A 13,762-nucleotide genomic window follows, 5' to 3' on the forward strand; every position below is an offset into this window, starting at 1 on the left:
GCTCGCCACTCGGGAGGTGTCCTTTCGATGAGAAGAAGCCGGGGGTACGTTTCCACGTAAGTCACTATCACGCCAGATCATGTCCTTATTCCCCGCGCGCCTCGCCCAAGGCGCCCATTACCGGCAAAATCCCCCAAACCTAGGGGTTGTTAGGATCGTCGAATGACCCATGCCCGCGCCGAACGCGCCGCGCTGAGCGACCTGTTCCTCCAGGTCGGACCGGACGCCCCCACCCTGTGCGAGGGGTGGACGGCCTTCGACCTGGCGGCCCACCTCGTGCTGCGCGAGCGCCGCCCGGACGCCGCGGGAGGCATCGCGATCCGGCGGCTGGCCGGCCGTACCGCCGCGGTGCAGGAGTCCCTCAAGGCCCGGCACGGCTACGCCGGCCTGGTGGGGCTGGTCCGCTCCGGCCCGGCGGGACTGTACGGCCTCGTCCCCGGCCTGGACAGCACGGTCAACACCGTCGAGCTGTTCATCCACCACGAGGACGTACGGCGGGCACGGCCGGGCTGGGAGCCGCGGGAGCTGCCCGCGGCCTTCGAGGAGCTCCTGTGGAAGCGGCTGCGCGGCCTCGGCCGCCTGCTGCTGCGCAGGTCGCCCGTGGGCGTGGTGCTGCGCCGCACCGGCGCCCCGGCCGGCGGGGGCCCCCGCGACGTGCTGCTCGGCGGACCCCGGGGCGGCGCGCGGGTGGAGGTGTCGGGCCGGCCCGGCGAGCTGGTGCTCTTCTGCTTCGGCCGCCAGCCGTACGCCAGGGTCGAGCTGAACGGCTCCCAGGAGGCGGTGGCGCGCCTGCGGGACGCCTCCCTGGGGGTCTGAGCGGTCTGAGCCGCTCAGCCGTCACCGTCCCCCGGACCACAGGGCCCTTCTGAGCCGTCGCCGAACAGGCGGGCCGAGGCGCCGGCCTGCGCGATCCGCCGCAGCGCGGCGACCAGCGCGTCGCCGAGCGAGGTCCCGACCACGACCAGCTCGACCATGCCCTCCAGATCCGTCCGCTCGGCCACGGCCGCGACGTCGGCCCGCGCGATCAGCTCCGCCGCCTCGGCGTACTCGTCGAGGCGGTCCAGCATGCCGTCGTAGCCCAGCCCCGCCGCGGTGAGCAGCACGCCCGTGACGGTCTGCATCGCGGGGCTGTCGGGCTCCTCCTCCCAGCCGTGGCGCCGGATCAGCTCCCTGGCCTGGCGCTCGGCTCTGTCCCACTCCTCGCCCTCGCCCGGCTCCCGGCGGGGGGTGACCGCCTTCTGCGCGACGCCGAGCTGGTCGTGCAGGCTGCGGCCGGGCTCGCCGAGATGGGCGAGCAGCTCGCGGATGTCGGCGATGGACAGCCCGGCGTAGTCGGCCAGGGCCCGGACCAGCATGATGCGGCGCACGTGCCGCTGATCGTATCTGGCCTGGTTGGGGCTGGTCCGCTCCCCGCCGGGGAGCAGCCCCTCCCGCAGATAGAACTTGATCATCGGCACGGAGACGCCCGTCGTCCGACTCAGCTCCGCCATCCGCACGGCGTTCCTCCTCTTGTGGTCCCCCCAGAGTTTAGCTATAGATAGTAGATATATCCGTTATCCGCTTGGAGGGACGCCCCGTGCCTCGCCCGCACCGCCCCCTGCTGTGCATGTCCGCCGTCATGGCCGTCCTCGCGGTCGTCGCCACCGGCGGCCTCCTCCTCGACGACCGCACCCTGGACGGAGCGCCCGTCTGGGCCAAGCCGCTGAAGTTCGCCCTCTCGCTCGGGATCTACGGGGTCACCTGGTCCTGGCTGCTCTCCCTCGTCTCCCCGGCGACGTGGGCCGCCCGCTGGAGCCGGTGGCTGGGCACCGCCCTGGCCGCCGCCGCCCTGGGCGAGATGGCAGTCATCGTCACCCAGGCGGTCCGGGGACGGCGCAGCCACTTCAACGTCTCCACCCCGCTGGACTCGGCCCTCTACTCGGCCATGGGCACCACCATCATCGTGCTGATGGTCGCCAACGTCCTGGCGGCGATCCTCGTGGCACGCGAGCGGCGGGCGGAGCCGGCGGACACCTGGGCGGTCCGCATCGGGCTGGCCGTCTCCGCCGCGGGCATGGCCCTGGGCTACCTGATGATCCGGCCCAGCGCCGCCCAGCTCGCCGCCCCCGTGGTCACCGTCGTCGGCGCGCACGGCGTCGGCGTCGCCGACGGCGGGCCGGGCCTGCCCCTCCTGGGGTGGAGCACCACCGGCGGCGACCTGCGCATCCCGCACTTCGTCGGCATGCACGCCCTGCAGGCCCTGCCGCTGCTCGCCCTGGCCGTCCGCCGCGTCGCCGACCGGGCGGCCCGGCTCCGCCTGGTCGCCGCCGGCGGCCTCGGCTACGCCGGACTGACCGCCCTGGTGACCTGGCAGGCGCTGCGCGGCCAGCCGCTGCTGCGGCCCGACGGCCCGACCCTGGCCGCCGCCGGGCTGCTCCTGACCGTCACCGCGGTCGCCGCCCTTCCCGCCCTCTCAGCCCTCGTTCCCCCGTCCGCGCCCGCCGCCCGGCGGGCCGCCGCCCCCGCCGAGGTGAAGCCGTGATCGAGACCCTCTTCCAGCTCAGCTTCCTGGCCGCCGCGCCCTTCTGGGCCCTGATGATCGTCGCGCCGGCGTGGTCGCGCACCCGGCGGATCATCGGCTCGCCGCTGATCGTGCTGCCCTCGCTCGCGGTGTGCCTGACGCTGCTCGTCCCCCTGCTGGCGGACTTCTGGCCCGTGGTGACCCGTCCCACCCTGCCGGGTCTCGTCGCGCTGACCCGCGACCCGCAGGCGCTGTCCGCCATGTGGGCACAGATCATCTCCTGGGACCTGCTGGTGGGCCGGTGGATCTATCTCGACAGCCGGGAGAGGGGGATCCATCCGCTGGTGACGGGGCCGATCCTGATTTCCGCGATCCTGCTGTCCCCCCTATCCCTACCGGTATATCTGGCCCTGAGGGGTTGGACATCGCGGCGTCCCGACCGCACGATAGCGAAGGCGAGTCATGCCGATCCCGCGAAACCGCAATGGGCGGCCGAAGCGGGGCAGGTATGATGATCAAAATCCGGGAGCCACTCGGGCCGAAGATGCCAAAGATCTTAAAATCCGGGTATATACGGCTGGGACGGGAACTGCAGGAGGCCCCCAATGCAGGTCAAGAAGATCCTCACCTATGTGGCGATAGCCTTCGTGGCCTTTTATCTCTTCACCAAACCGGCCCAGGCCGCGGACGCGGTGAACGGCGTCTTCGACGGGATCATCAGGGGGGCCGACCAACTCGCCGTGTTCTTCACACGTGTGCTGACCTGATCCCGGCGGGTCCGCCCCGACCTTCACCCCGGCGCTCCCGCCGACCCCGCGGGAGCGCACGGCATCCCGGAGCCGCGTCCGCCACGACGCCACCGTGACGCCTCAGGCGTCCCCCCGAAAAGCCCCCGAGACCGCGGGGAGACGCGGCGGGGACCCCGGGTGAGCCTCCGGCGGGCCCCTGGGCGCACCCCGGCGAGCCCTCGGTGACCCCGTGGTGACCCCAGGGTGACCCCATGGCGTCACCGGCGCGGCCCGGATGTGCTTCCGCCGTACCGCCGGACGTGTTACGCACGAGACATGTCAGATCGTCACAGCGGGACCGGAGCCCATCCGCCCGACCCGGAGGAGCGGCGCGTCCTCGAACGCGCCGAGACCGAGGGCATCGAACTGGTCCGCTTCCTGTACGCCGACCACGGAGGCGTCATCCGCGGCAAGGCCGCCTCCCGCTCCCGGCTCGCCGAGCGGCTCGGCTCGGGCATCGGTCACACCGTGGCGATGATGGCGATGAACATGCTCGACCAGCTCCAGGAGGTCGAGCGCCTCGGCCCGGTCGGCGAGGTCCGCATCGTCCCCGACCCGGCCACCTTCGTCGCCCTCCCCTACGCCCCCGGCGCCGCGGCCATGGTGTCGGACCTGCGCCGCACCGACGGCTCCCCCTGGGATGCCTGTCCCCGCACCTTCCTGCGGGACGCCGTCGACGCCCTGGCCGCCGAGGGCCACGCCCTGGTCGCCGCCTACGAGCCGGAGTTCACCCTCGGCCGACGCGTGCCGTCCCCGACGGGCGGCCTCGACCGGCTGGTCCCGATCGACGACAGCCTGTGCTACGCCACCCCCGGCTTCAACCAGGCCCACGACTACACGATGCGGCTGGTGCGCGCCCTGCAGGGCCAGGGGCTGCGCGTCGAGCACTACCACCCCGAGCTGGGCCACGGCCAGCAGGAGCTGTCCGTCCGCCACGCCCCCGCGCTGCGCGCCGCCGACAACCACGTGGTCTACCGCGAGACCGTCCGCGGAGTGGCCTCCGCCATGGGCCTGTGGGCATCCCTGGCCCCCAAGCCGCTGGCCGACCAGGCCGGCAACGGCGCCCATCTGCACCTCTCCCTGTGGGACCGCGACCTGCGGGTCAACGCCTTCGGTGACGCGGGCGACCGCTACGGCCTCTCGCCCCTCGCCTACCGCTTCATCGGCGGCCTCCTCGCCCACCTGCCCGCCCTGACCGCGCTGACCTGCGGATCGGTCAACGGCTTCCGACGGCTGGCGCCCCGGATGTGGGCGAGCGCCCACGCCTGCTACGGCATGGACAACCGCGAGGCCGCGGTGCGGATCTGCTCCCCCGTGGGCGGCGACGCCGAGGCGTCGGCCAACCTGGAGTTCAAGCCCTCCGACTCCTCGGCCAACCCCTACCTGTCGCTGGGCGCCGTCATCCACGCCGGCCTGGACGGCATCCGCCGTGGCCTCGACCCCGGCGACCCAGTGAACGTCGACCCCGCCACCCTCCCCGAGGGAAGCGTGCCCCGGCTGCCCGCGACCCTCCCGGAGGCCCTGGACTCGCTGGAGGCCGACGAGCTCCTCATGAACGCCCTCGGCCCGCTGCGCGCCGCGGCCTACCTGGCCGTCAAACGCTCCGAGGCCCGCGCCTTCGCCCTCCAGGACGCCGACTACGAGCTCTTCCACCACTTCCGCGTCTTCTGACCGCCCCGGGGCACACCGGCGGCGGACGCGGAAAGCTCCTCCCTCCGATGGCGGGTGATCTGCGGCGTGGGCACGCCGGAGAAACCCGTCACCACCGGCACATCACGGTTTCCGCCCCGGACTCGGCATATGTCGTGAACTTGATGGTCAACATGCCTCCCGGCTCGGGCCGTCTCGCTGTGAGACGCCCGGGAATCTCGGTAGCGTGGCAGGCATGAGCGTTGCACACGAGTCCGGACCCCCCGGAGCGCTTCCCTGGGCTCCGCGGTACTGGACCGCGGACGAGTTCATGAACCACGACTTCGGCGACATCGGCCGCCGCTTCGAGCTTGAGGACGGCTGCATCGTCATGACCCCCGCCCCCTCGATCCGCCACCAGCGCATCGCCCGCAGGCTCATCAACGCCATCGAGGCGTGCCTGCGGGACGGCGACCTGGACCTGGACGTGGAGGGGCCGGTCAACTACCGCCTCAACGCCGACACCGTGTTCGCTCCCGACATCGCCGTCTTCCGCCGGGACACGGACAGCGACCTCTACGTGGAACCGCATGAGATCGAGATCCTCGCGGAGGTCACATCCACCAACTCCAACCGCGACCGCCTGACCAAGATGAACCGCTACGCGCGTACCAAGTGCGAGTGGTACTGGATCATCGACCAGCACACGCTGGTCATCGACGTCTACCGGATCGACGGTGACATCTACCGGCAGGTGGCCTCCCTCACCCCCGGCACCGCCGCCACCCTGCCCGGTCCCGTCCCCCTGACGATCGACCCCGGAACCCTGGTCTGATCACGACCTTTCCCGGGTCGGCGGGCGACACCGTCCCGATGGTTTCGGGTGGCGTTTTCCGGAGTTTCGGACGGTAATTCACAGCGGATCGTCATCAAAAAGGCGTAAAGTGCGCGAATGCATCCTCCGCAGTACCCCGGCCAGCCGCCGCAGCCCGACCGGCCGGAACAGCCCGGTCAGTGGCCAGGGCAGTATCCGCAGCAACCCGGGCAGCAGCACGGGCAGTGGTCCCACGGGCCCGGCGGACAGGGCGGACCGGGTGGACCACAGCCGCACCACCCGTCCGGGCAGTGGCCTCACGGGACCGGCGCCCCCGGGCAGCCCGGCCCCGCGCAGCAGCAGCCCGGCAGCCAGTGGCCGGGCCAGGGCGGCGGACAGCACGGTGATCAGTGGCCAGGCCAGCCCGGCGGACAGCACGGTGGGCAGTGGCCAGGGCAGCAACCCCAGCACCCGCAACAGCCGTACGGCTCACCGGCCCCGCCGTACGGCCCGCAGGGGCGGCACCCCTACCCCTCCCAGCAGCCGCAGATCCACCCACCCCGGCAGGACGGTCCGCAGGGCTGGCAGCACCAGCAGCCGGGCCCGACGGCGTGGGCGCCGCCGAGCTGGCAGCCCGGAGCGCAACCCCCCAAGAAGGGCGGCGGCCCGAAGGTGGCGCTGCTCGCGGCCGGCGGCGTGCTGGTCCTGGCCGCCGCGATCGGCGGCGTGGTGGTCCTCACCGGCGACGACGACCCCGTGGCGGCCACGCCGGCCGTGACCACCATGCCGAAGGAGGAGCCGACGGAGCGGTCGCAGCCGACCGGGGAGCCGGAGTCCAGCGCGGAGCCGACCGGCAGGCCGACCCCGGAGCCGGAGTCCAGCTCGGGCGGCGGGCAGCAGGGAGGGAACGAGGAGGTCTTCCTGATGACCGTGCGGCAGCGGCCCACGCTGAAGAAGGCGGACTCGGCCACGCTCCTGCGGCTCGGACGCTCGATGTGCAAGGCCCTGGACGACGGCAGGAGCCTCACCGACGTCGCGACCGGCAACGCCGACCGGTACGGGCTGGAGACCTCGGCGTTCGTAACGGGCGCGGCCATCGTGGCCCTGTGCCCCCGCCACCGCGACCTCGTCCCGAGCTGAGACCCGGGCGGAGACCCGCCGCGGGCCCGGCCGCGACCGGGCCCGCGGCTCAGCGGACGGGGTGGCCCGCCGCGCGCAGGGTGTCCTTCACCTCACCGATCTTGAGCTGGCCGAAGTGGAACACCGACGCCGCCAGGACCGCGTCGGCCCCGGCCTCCACCGCCGGCGGGAAGTCCGCCAGCTTCCCCGCGCCGCCGCTGGCGATCACCGGAATCGACACGGCCGCCCGCACCGCCCGGATCATCTCCAGGTCGTAGCCGTCACGGGTGCCGTCGCCGTCCATGGAGTTGAGCAGGATCTCCCCCGCCCCCAGTTCCTCACCGCGCCGCGCCCACTCCACCGCGTCGATCCCTGTGCCGCGGCGGCCGCCGTGGGTGGTCACCTCGAACCCGGACGGCGTCGGCGGCCCGTCCACCACCCGGCGGGCGTCCACCGACAGCACCACGCACTGCGAGCCGTACCGCCGCGACGCCTCCGTCAGCAGCTCCGGCCGGGCGATGGCCGCGGTGTTCAGGCCCACCTTGTCCGCGCCCGCCCGCAGCAGCCGGTCGACGTCCTCCACCGAGCGCACCCCGCCGCCGACCGTCAGCGGGATGAACACCTGCTCCGCCGTACGGCGCACCACGTCGTACATCGTGGAGCGGTCGGAGCTGGAGGCCGTGATGTCGAGGAACGTCAGCTCGTCGGCCCCCTCCGCGTCGTAGCGGCGGGCCAGCTCGACCGGGTCACCGGCGTCGCGCAGGTTCTCGAAGTTGACGCCCTTGACCACCCGCCCGGCGTCCACGTCCAGGCAGGGGATCACTCGCACCGCGACGGTCATCTCATGTCTCCTTGGTTCACGCGGGCGCTCACGACGGGCGCCTCGCGGTAGGCGTCGACCTCCACCTCGACCAGCATGCGCGGGTCGATCAGGCCCGCCACCCGCACCCCGGTGCAGACGGGCCGCACATCGCCGAACAGCTCGGCATGCGCCCGGCCGACCTCGTCGTAGTGGTCGTCGTCGACCACGAAGTAGCGGACCCGCACCACGTCGCGGCGCGACAGGCCCGCCCGCTCGATCGCGTCGAGCGCGACGCCGAAGGCGGTCAGCGACTGCCGGTAGGCGTCGCCGGCGTGCCGCACCTCCCCCTCCACGGCGGCCGTGCAGCCCGACACGATCACCCACGGCCCGGCCACCACCGCGCGGGCGTAGCCGTACCGTTCCTCCCAGACTCCGCCGCTGAACACCCTCGTGCCCGAGCGGCGGCTCGTCGTGTGCCCCCCGATGTGCCGCATCGTCAGGATCTCACCGCCGCCAGCGCGTCCTCCAGGGAGAACGCCTGCGCGTACAGGGCCTTGCCCACGATGGCGCCCTCGACGCCGATCGGCGTCAGCGCGGCCAGGGCCCGCAGGTCGTCCAGCGACGACACGCCGCCGCTGGCCACCACCGGCCTGTCGGTACGGGCGCAGATCTCCCGCAGCAGGTCCAGGTTGGGGCCCCGCAGCGTGCCGTCCTTGGTCACGTCGGTCACGACGTAGCGGGGGCAGCCGTCGGACTCCAGGCGCTCCAGCACCTCCCACAGGTCGCCGCCCTCCTTGGTCCAGCCCCGGCCGGCCAGGGTGGTGCCCCGGACGTCGAGGCCGACCGCGATCCGGTCGCCGTAGTGGGCGATGGCCTTGGCGCACCAGGAGGGATTCTCCAGGGCGGCGGTGCCGATGTTCACCCGGCGGCAGCCGGTGGCCAGCGCGGCCTCCAGGGAGGCGTCGTCGCGGATGCCGCCGGACAGCTCGACCTTGACGTCGAGCGCGCCCACGACGGTGGCGACCAGCTCGCGGTTGGAGCCCCGGCCGAAGGCGGCGTCCAGGTCGACCAGATGGACCCACTCCGCGCCGGCCTCCTGCCAGGCGAGCGCCGCCGACAGGGGGTCGCCGTAGGAGGTCTCGGTGCCCGCCTCCCCCTGGACCAGGCGGACCGCCTGTCCGTCGGCGACGTCCACGGCGGGCAGCAACTCTAGCGACATCTGATCAGGACCTCCGGTCGAAGACGAGGATGACGAAAAGCGGCGCGAACAGCGCCGAAAGCACCAGCACGCCCAGCCGCGCGGCCCACGAGGACCACAGCAGCCAGGCGATCACCTGCACGATGAGGAACAGGACCGCGACCACGCCGTTCTGCGCCCGGCGGCGGCGGGCCCGGATGCCGCCCTGCGCGGCGATCCGGACGGGCCTGCGGGGCATCAGGGCGGTGACCCTGCCGATCCGCCGGCGCCGCCGGGCCAGCCGGGCCTCCCGCTCCGCACGGAGCGTCGCCTGGCGGGCCCGCTCGGCCTCCCGTTCGGCCCGGCGCCGGGCGCGTTCCCTGCTCACCGCGGCCCGCGACGGATATCCGCCCCGCCCGCCCGGCCGCTCACCCGAGGCTGCCGAGCCAGTTGGCCAGCAGCTGAGCTCCGGCGTCACCGGACTTCTCCGGGTGGAACTGGGTCGCCGACAGCGGGCCGTTCTCCACCGCCGCGACGAACGGCGTGCCGTGCTCGGCCCAGGTGACCAGGGGCGGGACGAAACCGTCGCCCACCGGCATGTCCCAGGACCGCACGCCGTAGGAGTGGACGAAGTAGAACCGGGTCTCCGGGTCGAGCCCGCCGAACAGCACGCTGCCCTCCGGAGCCGCGACCGTGTTCCACCCCATGTGCGGCAGGACCGGTGCCGAGAGACGCTCGACCGTGCCCGGCCACTGGCCGCAGCCCTCGGTGACCACGCCGTGCTCGGCGCCCGTGCCGAACAGGATCTGCATGCCCACGCAGATGCCCAGCACCGGCCGCCCCGCGGCCAGCCGCCGGTCGATGATCCGGTCGCCCTGCACCGCGCGCAGCCCCGCCATGCAGGCGGCGAACGCGCCGACACCCGGGACGACGAGGCCGTCGGCCTCCATCGCCACGGTCCGGTCGGACGTCACCGTCACCTCGGCGCCGACGCGGGCCAGCGCCCGCTCGGCCGAGCGCAGGTTGCCCGAACCGTAGTCCAGGACCGTGACCTTCTTCACCACAGCTTCACCAGCTTCACCACCACAGCACCGCCGCCGTCGTCGCCATCGCCGCCAGGACGGCCAGCAGCAGCGCGCCCTTCTTCAGCCCCTGCTTGTAGAACGAGAGGATCCCGCCGACCAGGAACAGCGCCACGAAGGCCATGGCGACGGCCGTCCAGTTGTCGCTCACGGGCCCTCCCCCGCCCCCGCGGAACCCGCGAGGGTCACAGGACCCCCTTGGTGCTCGGCACCCCACTGGCCCGCGGGTCGAACTCCGACGCCTCACGCAGCGCCCGTGCCAGCGCCTTGAACTGCGCCTCCACGATGTGGTGGGCGTTGCGGCCGTAGGGGACGTGGACGTGCAGGCAGATCGCGGCCTGCGCGACGAACGACTCCAGGATGTGCCGGGTCATCGTCGTGTCGTAGTCGGGGCCGATCATCGGGGCCATGCCCTCGGGCTCGGTGTGCACGAGGTACGGGCGGCCCGACAGGTCGACCGTTACCTGCGCCAGCGCCTCGTCCAGCGGGCACGACGCGCTGCCGAACCGCCGGATGCCCGACTTGTCGCCCAGGGCCTCGCGGAACGCCGCACCCAGCGCGATCGAGGTGTCCTCGATCGTGTGGTGGGAGTCGATGTGCAGGTCGCCCTCGGTCTTCACGGTCAGGTCGAACAGGCCGTGCTTGCCGAGCTGGTTCAGCATGTGGTCGTAGAACCCCACACCCGTGGACACCTCGACCTGCCCGGTGCCGTCCAGGTTGACCTCCACCAGCACCGAGGTCTCCTTGGTGCCGCGCTCCACCCGGCCGCGGCGCTCCGGAACGTCTCCGGCGGGACTGCTCACAGGATCTCCTCCAGGGCGGCGCGGAACGCCGCCATCTCCTCGCTCGTACCGATCGAAACCCGCAGCCACCCGGGCGGGCCCACCTCCCGGATCAGCACCCCCCGGTCCAGGAGGGCCCGCCAGACCGCGTGCCGGTCCTCGAACCGGCCGAACAACACGAAGTTGGCGTCCGAGTCCGCGACCGCGAGACCCCTGCCGCGCAGCCACGTCACCGTGGCGTCACGCTCGGCCCGCAGCGCGTCGACCGTGCCCAGCAGCTCGCGGCCGTGGGACAGCGCCACCCGCGCCGCCGTCTGGGTGAGCGTCGACAGGTGGTAAGGAAGGCGCACCAGCAGCAGCGCCTCGACCACCGCCGGATCGGCCGCGAGATAACCCAGCCGGGTCCCCGCCATCGCGAACGCCTTCGACATCGTCCGCGTGACGATGAGCCGGGGGTGCTCCGGCAGCAGGGTCAGCGCCGACGGGGTGCCGGTCCTGGCGAACTCGAAGTACGCCTCGTCCACCACCACCATGCCCGGCGCCGCCCGCACGACCCCCGCGATCACCTCCGGGTCCAGCGCGGTGCCGGTCGGGTTGTTGGGCGAGGTCAGGAACACGATGGCGGGCCGGTGCTCCTCGATCGCCGCCACGGCCTTGCCAGGGTCGATCCCGAAGTCGTCCTCGCGCGCCGCCGGGACCCACTCGGTCGAGGCGCCCAGAGCCAGGAGCCGGTGCACCGAGTAGGAGGGCTCGAAGCCCATCGCGGTGCGGCCCGGCCCGCCGAAGGCCAGCAGGATCTGCTGGATCACCTCGTTGGAGCCGTTGGCCGCCCACACCCGCTCGCCGGTCAGTCCGTGCCCGAGATAGGCCGCCAGGTCCGCGCGCAGCGCCGTCGCGTCGCGGTCGGGGTAGCGGTTCAGCTCGCCCGCGCCGCGCCGCACCGCCTCGGCCAGGTCGGCGACCAGCGTCTCCGACGGGCCGTAGGGGTTCTCGTTGGTGTTGAGCCGGACCGGGACGTCGATCTGCGGCGCGCCGTACGGCGAAAGCCCCCGCAGGTCGTCGCGGATCGGCAGGTCTTCGAGTCTCATGAGGGGATCTCCCAGTCGAACCGGGCACGGACCGCCGCGCCGTGCGCGGGGAGGTCCTCGGCGTCGGCCAGCACGCACACGTGCGCGGCGGACTCCGCCAGGGCCTCACGGCTGTAGTCCACGACGTGGATGCCGCGCAGGAACGTCTGCACCGACAGGCCCGACGAGTGACAGGCGCAGCCGCCGGTGGGCAGCACGTGGTTGGACCCGGCGAGGTAGTCGCCGAGCGAGACCGGGGCGTAGGGGCCGATGAAGACCGCACCGGCGTTGCGGACCCGCGCGGCCAGCGCCGCGGCGTCGGCCGCCTGGATCTCCAGGTGCTCGGCGGCGTAGGCGTCCACCACCGCGAGGCCCGCCTCCATGTCGTCCACCAGGAGGATCCCCGACTGCCGGCCCGCCAGCGCCTCGGTGATCCGCTCGGAGTGCTTGGTCGCGGCGACCTGCCGGGGCAGCTCGCGCTCCACCGCGTCGGCCAGCTCCGCCGAGTCGGTGACCAGCACCGCCGCGGCGATCGTGTCGTGCTCGGCCTGGCTGATCAGGTCGGCCGCGACGTGCACCGGGTCGGCCGTGCGGTCGGCGAGGATCGCGATCTCGGTGGGCCCGGCCTCGGAGTCGATGCCGATGCGGCCCTTGAGCAGCCGCTTGGCCGCCGCCACCCAGATGTTGCCCGGCCCGGTCACCATGGTCGCCGGCCGGCACTCCTCGGTGCCGTAGGCGAACATCGCCACCGCCTGCGCGCCGCCCACCGCGTACACCTCGTCCACCCCGAGCAGCGCGCACGCCGCCAGGATCGTGGGGTGCGGCAGCCCGCCGAACTCGGGCTCACCCTCACGCGAGTGAGGAACACCATCCTTCTGGGGTGGCGAGGTGACCGCGAGCGACTTTACCCCGGCCTCCTGCGCGGGCACCACGTTCATCACCACGCTGGAGGGGTAGACCGCCCGGCCGCCCGGGACGTAGAGGCCCACCCGGTCGACCGGCACCCAGCGCTCGGTCACCGTGCCGCCGGGCACCACCTTCGTGGTGACGTCGGAGCGCCGCTGGTCGCGGTGGACCAGCCGGGCGCGGCGGATCGACTCCTCCAGCGCCTCACGGACCCGCGGGTCCAGCGCCTCCAGCGCGGCGGTGATCGCCTCGGCCGGGACGCGAGTGGATTCCAGCTCGACGCCGTCGAACCTCGCGGTCAGCTCCCGCACCGCCTCGACGCCGCGATGATGCACGTCCTCACAGATCGGCCGCACCTTCTCCAGGGCGGCTTCGACGTCGAGCTCGGCACGGGGCAGCACGTCTCGCAGGTCCTCGGGCAGGACTCCGCGCAGGTCGGTACGGGAAATCACCCGTCCAGTCTACGGATGCCCGGCACCCGCCGAGGTTCCGTCCGGCATCCGGACATCGCCTTTACGACGTAGATTTCTATCAGACACTAGACTCCGCCCGTGAGCAAGAGCAGGAACAAGGGCGGTCAGGGCACCCCGGCGACGGTCGCGCTGACCAAGGCGGGAACCGGTTTCACCCTCCACCCCTACGAGCACGACGCCGACGCCCAGGCCTACGGCGAGGAGGCGGCCGACGCGCTCGGCGTGCCGTACGAGCGGATCTTCAAGACGCTCGTGGCGGAGGTCGAGGGCGGCCTGGCGGTCGCCGTGGTGCCGGTGGCGGGCAGACTCGACCTCAAGGCGTTCGCCGCGGCGCTGGGGAGCAAGCGGGCCGCGATGGCCGACGCCGCCAAGGTCGAGCGCGTCACCGGCTACGTCGTGGGCGGGATCAGCCCGCTGGGCCAGCGAAAGCCCCTGCCGACGGTGGTCGACGCCTCGGCGCTGGACTTCGAGACGATCTACTTCTCGGCCGGGCGGCGCGGGCTGCAGATCGAGACGGCCCCCGCGGAGCTGGTCCGCCTGACCGGGGCGGTCACCGCGCCCATCGGCAGGACCGGCTGACCGCCGGTCCCGTGCCCATCGGCGGGGCGGCCCGGCCACCGCCG

Annotated in this window: 19 protein-coding genes; 8 read left to right on the forward strand and 11 right to left on the reverse strand. The window is 73.0% G+C overall.

Annotated features, from left to right (window positions below):
* The first annotated feature begins 162 nt into the window (after positions 1 to 162).
* Positions 163 to 816 (forward strand): TIGR03085 family metal-binding protein, encoded by a 654-nt coding sequence (locus tag ACZ6W9_RS05800; protein ID WP_389954591.1) that lies wholly within the window; start codon positions 163 to 165, stop codon positions 814 to 816.
* Positions 817 to 830: 14 nt separating this feature from the next.
* Here ACZ6W9_RS05800 and ACZ6W9_RS05805 read toward each other — a convergent pair whose 3' ends face one another.
* Entirely contained in the window at positions 831 to 1,490 is a 660-nt protein-coding gene (locus ACZ6W9_RS05805; protein WP_470116796.1) for a MerR family transcriptional regulator, read from the reverse strand.
* A gap of 86 nt (positions 1,491 to 1,576) precedes the next feature.
* Here ACZ6W9_RS05805 and ACZ6W9_RS05810 point away from each other — a divergent pair, with 86 nt between their 5' ends.
* The 5 genes from ACZ6W9_RS05810 (at position 1,577) to ACZ6W9_RS05830 (ending at position 5,752) form a co-directional block, all read left to right on the forward strand.
* Positions 1,577 to 2,521, forward strand: a complete 945-nt coding sequence (locus ACZ6W9_RS05810) for a hypothetical protein (protein ID WP_470116797.1) — start codon at positions 1,577 to 1,579, stop codon at positions 2,519 to 2,521.
* Complete coding sequence (locus ACZ6W9_RS05815; RefSeq protein WP_389954598.1) at positions 2,518 to 3,012, forward strand: ABA4-like family protein; 495 nt, start codon at positions 2,518 to 2,520, stop codon at positions 3,010 to 3,012. The genes ACZ6W9_RS05810 and ACZ6W9_RS05815 overlap by 4 nt, the downstream gene beginning before the upstream one ends.
* A 93-nt stretch (positions 3,013 to 3,105) precedes the next feature.
* Positions 3,106 to 3,267, forward strand: coding sequence for a cytochrome c family protein (locus ACZ6W9_RS05820; protein ID WP_362945543.1), 162 nt, complete (start codon positions 3,106 to 3,108; stop codon positions 3,265 to 3,267).
* A gap of 297 nt (positions 3,268 to 3,564) precedes the next feature.
* Positions 3,565 to 4,959 (forward strand): glutamine synthetase family protein, encoded by a 1,395-nt coding sequence (locus ACZ6W9_RS05825; protein WP_389954602.1) that lies wholly within the window; start codon positions 3,565 to 3,567, stop codon positions 4,957 to 4,959.
* A 214-nt stretch (positions 4,960 to 5,173) separates the two neighbouring features.
* The gene (locus ACZ6W9_RS05830) at positions 5,174 to 5,752 is read left to right on the forward strand and encodes a Uma2 family endonuclease (protein ID WP_470116798.1); all 579 of its coding nucleotides are present in this window, start codon (positions 5,174 to 5,176) and stop codon (positions 5,750 to 5,752) included.
* Positions 5,753 to 5,830: 78 nt separating this feature from the next.
* On the opposite strand, the gene ACZ6W9_RS05835 is transcribed toward ACZ6W9_RS05830, so the two are convergent.
* The gene (locus ACZ6W9_RS05835; RefSeq protein ID WP_470116799.1) at positions 5,831 to 6,202 is read right to left on the reverse strand and encodes a hypothetical protein; all 372 of its coding nucleotides are present in this window, start codon (positions 6,200 to 6,202) and stop codon (positions 5,831 to 5,833) included.
* A 201-nt stretch (positions 6,203 to 6,403) separates the two neighbouring features.
* On the opposite strand from ACZ6W9_RS05835, the gene ACZ6W9_RS05840 reads away from it, so the two are divergent.
* Positions 6,404 to 6,871, forward strand: coding sequence for a DUF732 domain-containing protein (locus tag ACZ6W9_RS05840; RefSeq protein ID WP_470116800.1), 468 nt, complete (start codon positions 6,404 to 6,406; stop codon positions 6,869 to 6,871).
* A gap of 49 nt (positions 6,872 to 6,920) precedes the next feature.
* Here the strand turns inward: ACZ6W9_RS05840 and hisF are convergent, their stop codons facing one another.
* The 9 genes from hisF to hisD are packed head-to-tail and all read right to left on the reverse strand — an operon-like array spanning position 6,921 to position 13,118.
* Positions 6,921 to 7,691, reverse strand: a complete 771-nt coding sequence (gene hisF, locus ACZ6W9_RS05845; RefSeq protein ID WP_470116801.1) for an imidazole glycerol phosphate synthase subunit HisF — start codon at positions 7,689 to 7,691, stop codon at positions 6,921 to 6,923.
* Positions 7,688 to 8,146: a RidA family protein gene (locus tag ACZ6W9_RS05850; RefSeq protein WP_362945551.1), complete on the reverse strand. Its 459-nt coding sequence runs from the start codon at positions 8,144 to 8,146 to the stop codon at positions 7,688 to 7,690. The genes hisF and ACZ6W9_RS05850 overlap by 4 nt, the downstream gene beginning before the upstream one ends.
* A gap of 2 nt (positions 8,147 to 8,148) precedes the next feature.
* Positions 8,149 to 8,871, reverse strand: a complete 723-nt coding sequence (priA, locus tag ACZ6W9_RS05855) for a bifunctional 1-(5-phosphoribosyl)-5-((5-phosphoribosylamino)methylideneamino)imidazole-4-carboxamide isomerase/phosphoribosylanthranilate isomerase PriA (protein ID WP_389954608.1) — start codon at positions 8,869 to 8,871, stop codon at positions 8,149 to 8,151.
* 4 nt (positions 8,872 to 8,875) lie between these two features.
* Positions 8,876 to 9,217, reverse strand: a complete 342-nt coding sequence (locus ACZ6W9_RS05860; RefSeq protein WP_389954611.1) for a hypothetical protein — start codon at positions 9,215 to 9,217, stop codon at positions 8,876 to 8,878.
* 40 nt (positions 9,218 to 9,257) lie between these two features.
* Positions 9,258 to 9,893 carry an imidazole glycerol phosphate synthase subunit HisH gene (gene hisH, locus ACZ6W9_RS05865; RefSeq protein ID WP_389954613.1) on the reverse strand — a complete coding sequence of 212 codons (636 nt, stop codon included), beginning with the start codon at positions 9,891 to 9,893 and terminating at the stop codon, positions 9,258 to 9,260.
* Between the two features lie 13 nt (positions 9,894 to 9,906).
* Positions 9,907 to 10,062: a hypothetical protein gene (locus ACZ6W9_RS05870; RefSeq protein WP_362945559.1), complete on the reverse strand. Its 156-nt coding sequence runs from the start codon at positions 10,060 to 10,062 to the stop codon at positions 9,907 to 9,909.
* A gap of 34 nt (positions 10,063 to 10,096) precedes the next feature.
* Positions 10,097 to 10,714: an imidazoleglycerol-phosphate dehydratase HisB gene (gene hisB / locus ACZ6W9_RS05875; protein WP_362945561.1), complete on the reverse strand. Its 618-nt coding sequence runs from the start codon at positions 10,712 to 10,714 to the stop codon at positions 10,097 to 10,099.
* Positions 10,711 to 11,781, reverse strand: coding sequence for a histidinol-phosphate transaminase (locus ACZ6W9_RS05880; RefSeq protein WP_389954618.1), 1,071 nt, complete (start codon positions 11,779 to 11,781; stop codon positions 10,711 to 10,713). The genes hisB and ACZ6W9_RS05880 overlap by 4 nt, the downstream gene beginning before the upstream one ends.
* Positions 11,778 to 13,118: a histidinol dehydrogenase gene (gene hisD / locus ACZ6W9_RS05885; RefSeq protein ID WP_389954620.1), complete on the reverse strand. Its 1,341-nt coding sequence runs from the start codon at positions 13,116 to 13,118 to the stop codon at positions 11,778 to 11,780. Before hisD ends, ACZ6W9_RS05880 begins: the two co-directional genes overlap by 4 nt.
* Positions 13,119 to 13,217: 99 nt before the next feature.
* Here hisD and ybaK point away from each other — a divergent pair, with 99 nt between their 5' ends.
* Entirely contained in the window at positions 13,218 to 13,718 is a 501-nt protein-coding gene (gene ybaK, locus ACZ6W9_RS05890) for a Cys-tRNA(Pro) deacylase (protein ID WP_389954623.1), read from the forward strand.
* Positions 13,719 to 13,762 lie beyond the last annotated feature (44 nt).

The sequence above is a fragment of the Streptosporangium sp. NPDC053982 genome, assembly GCF_055585205.1.

What these genes read in the sequence shown, in the direction of transcription:
- ACZ6W9_RS05800 (WP_389954591.1), top strand. Translation starts at nt 163, where the DNA reads ATGACCCATGCCCGCGCCGAACGCGCCGCGCTGAGCGACCTGTTCCTC.
- ACZ6W9_RS05805 (WP_470116796.1), bottom strand. Translation starts at nt 1,490, where the DNA reads ATGGCGGAGCTGAGTCGGACGACGGGCGTCTCCGTGCCGATGATCAAG.
- ACZ6W9_RS05820 (WP_362945543.1), top strand. Translation starts at nt 3,106, where the DNA reads ATGCAGGTCAAGAAGATCCTCACCTATGTGGCGATAGCCTTCGTGGCC.
- ACZ6W9_RS05825 (WP_389954602.1), top strand. Translation starts at nt 3,565, where the DNA reads ATGTCAGATCGTCACAGCGGGACCGGAGCCCATCCGCCCGACCCGGAG.
- ACZ6W9_RS05830 (WP_470116798.1), top strand. Translation starts at nt 5,174, where the DNA reads ATGAGCGTTGCACACGAGTCCGGACCCCCCGGAGCGCTTCCCTGGGCT.
- hisF (WP_470116801.1), bottom strand. Translation starts at nt 7,691, where the DNA reads ATGACCGTCGCGGTGCGAGTGATCCCCTGCCTGGACGTGGACGCCGGG.
- ACZ6W9_RS05850 (WP_362945551.1), bottom strand. Translation starts at nt 8,146, where the DNA reads ATGCGGCACATCGGGGGGCACACGACGAGCCGCCGCTCGGGCACGAGG.
- priA (WP_389954608.1), bottom strand. Translation starts at nt 8,871, where the DNA reads ATGTCGCTAGAGTTGCTGCCCGCCGTGGACGTCGCCGACGGACAGGCG.
- ACZ6W9_RS05880 (WP_389954618.1), bottom strand. Translation starts at nt 11,781, where the DNA reads ATGAGACTCGAAGACCTGCCGATCCGCGACGACCTGCGGGGGCTTTCG.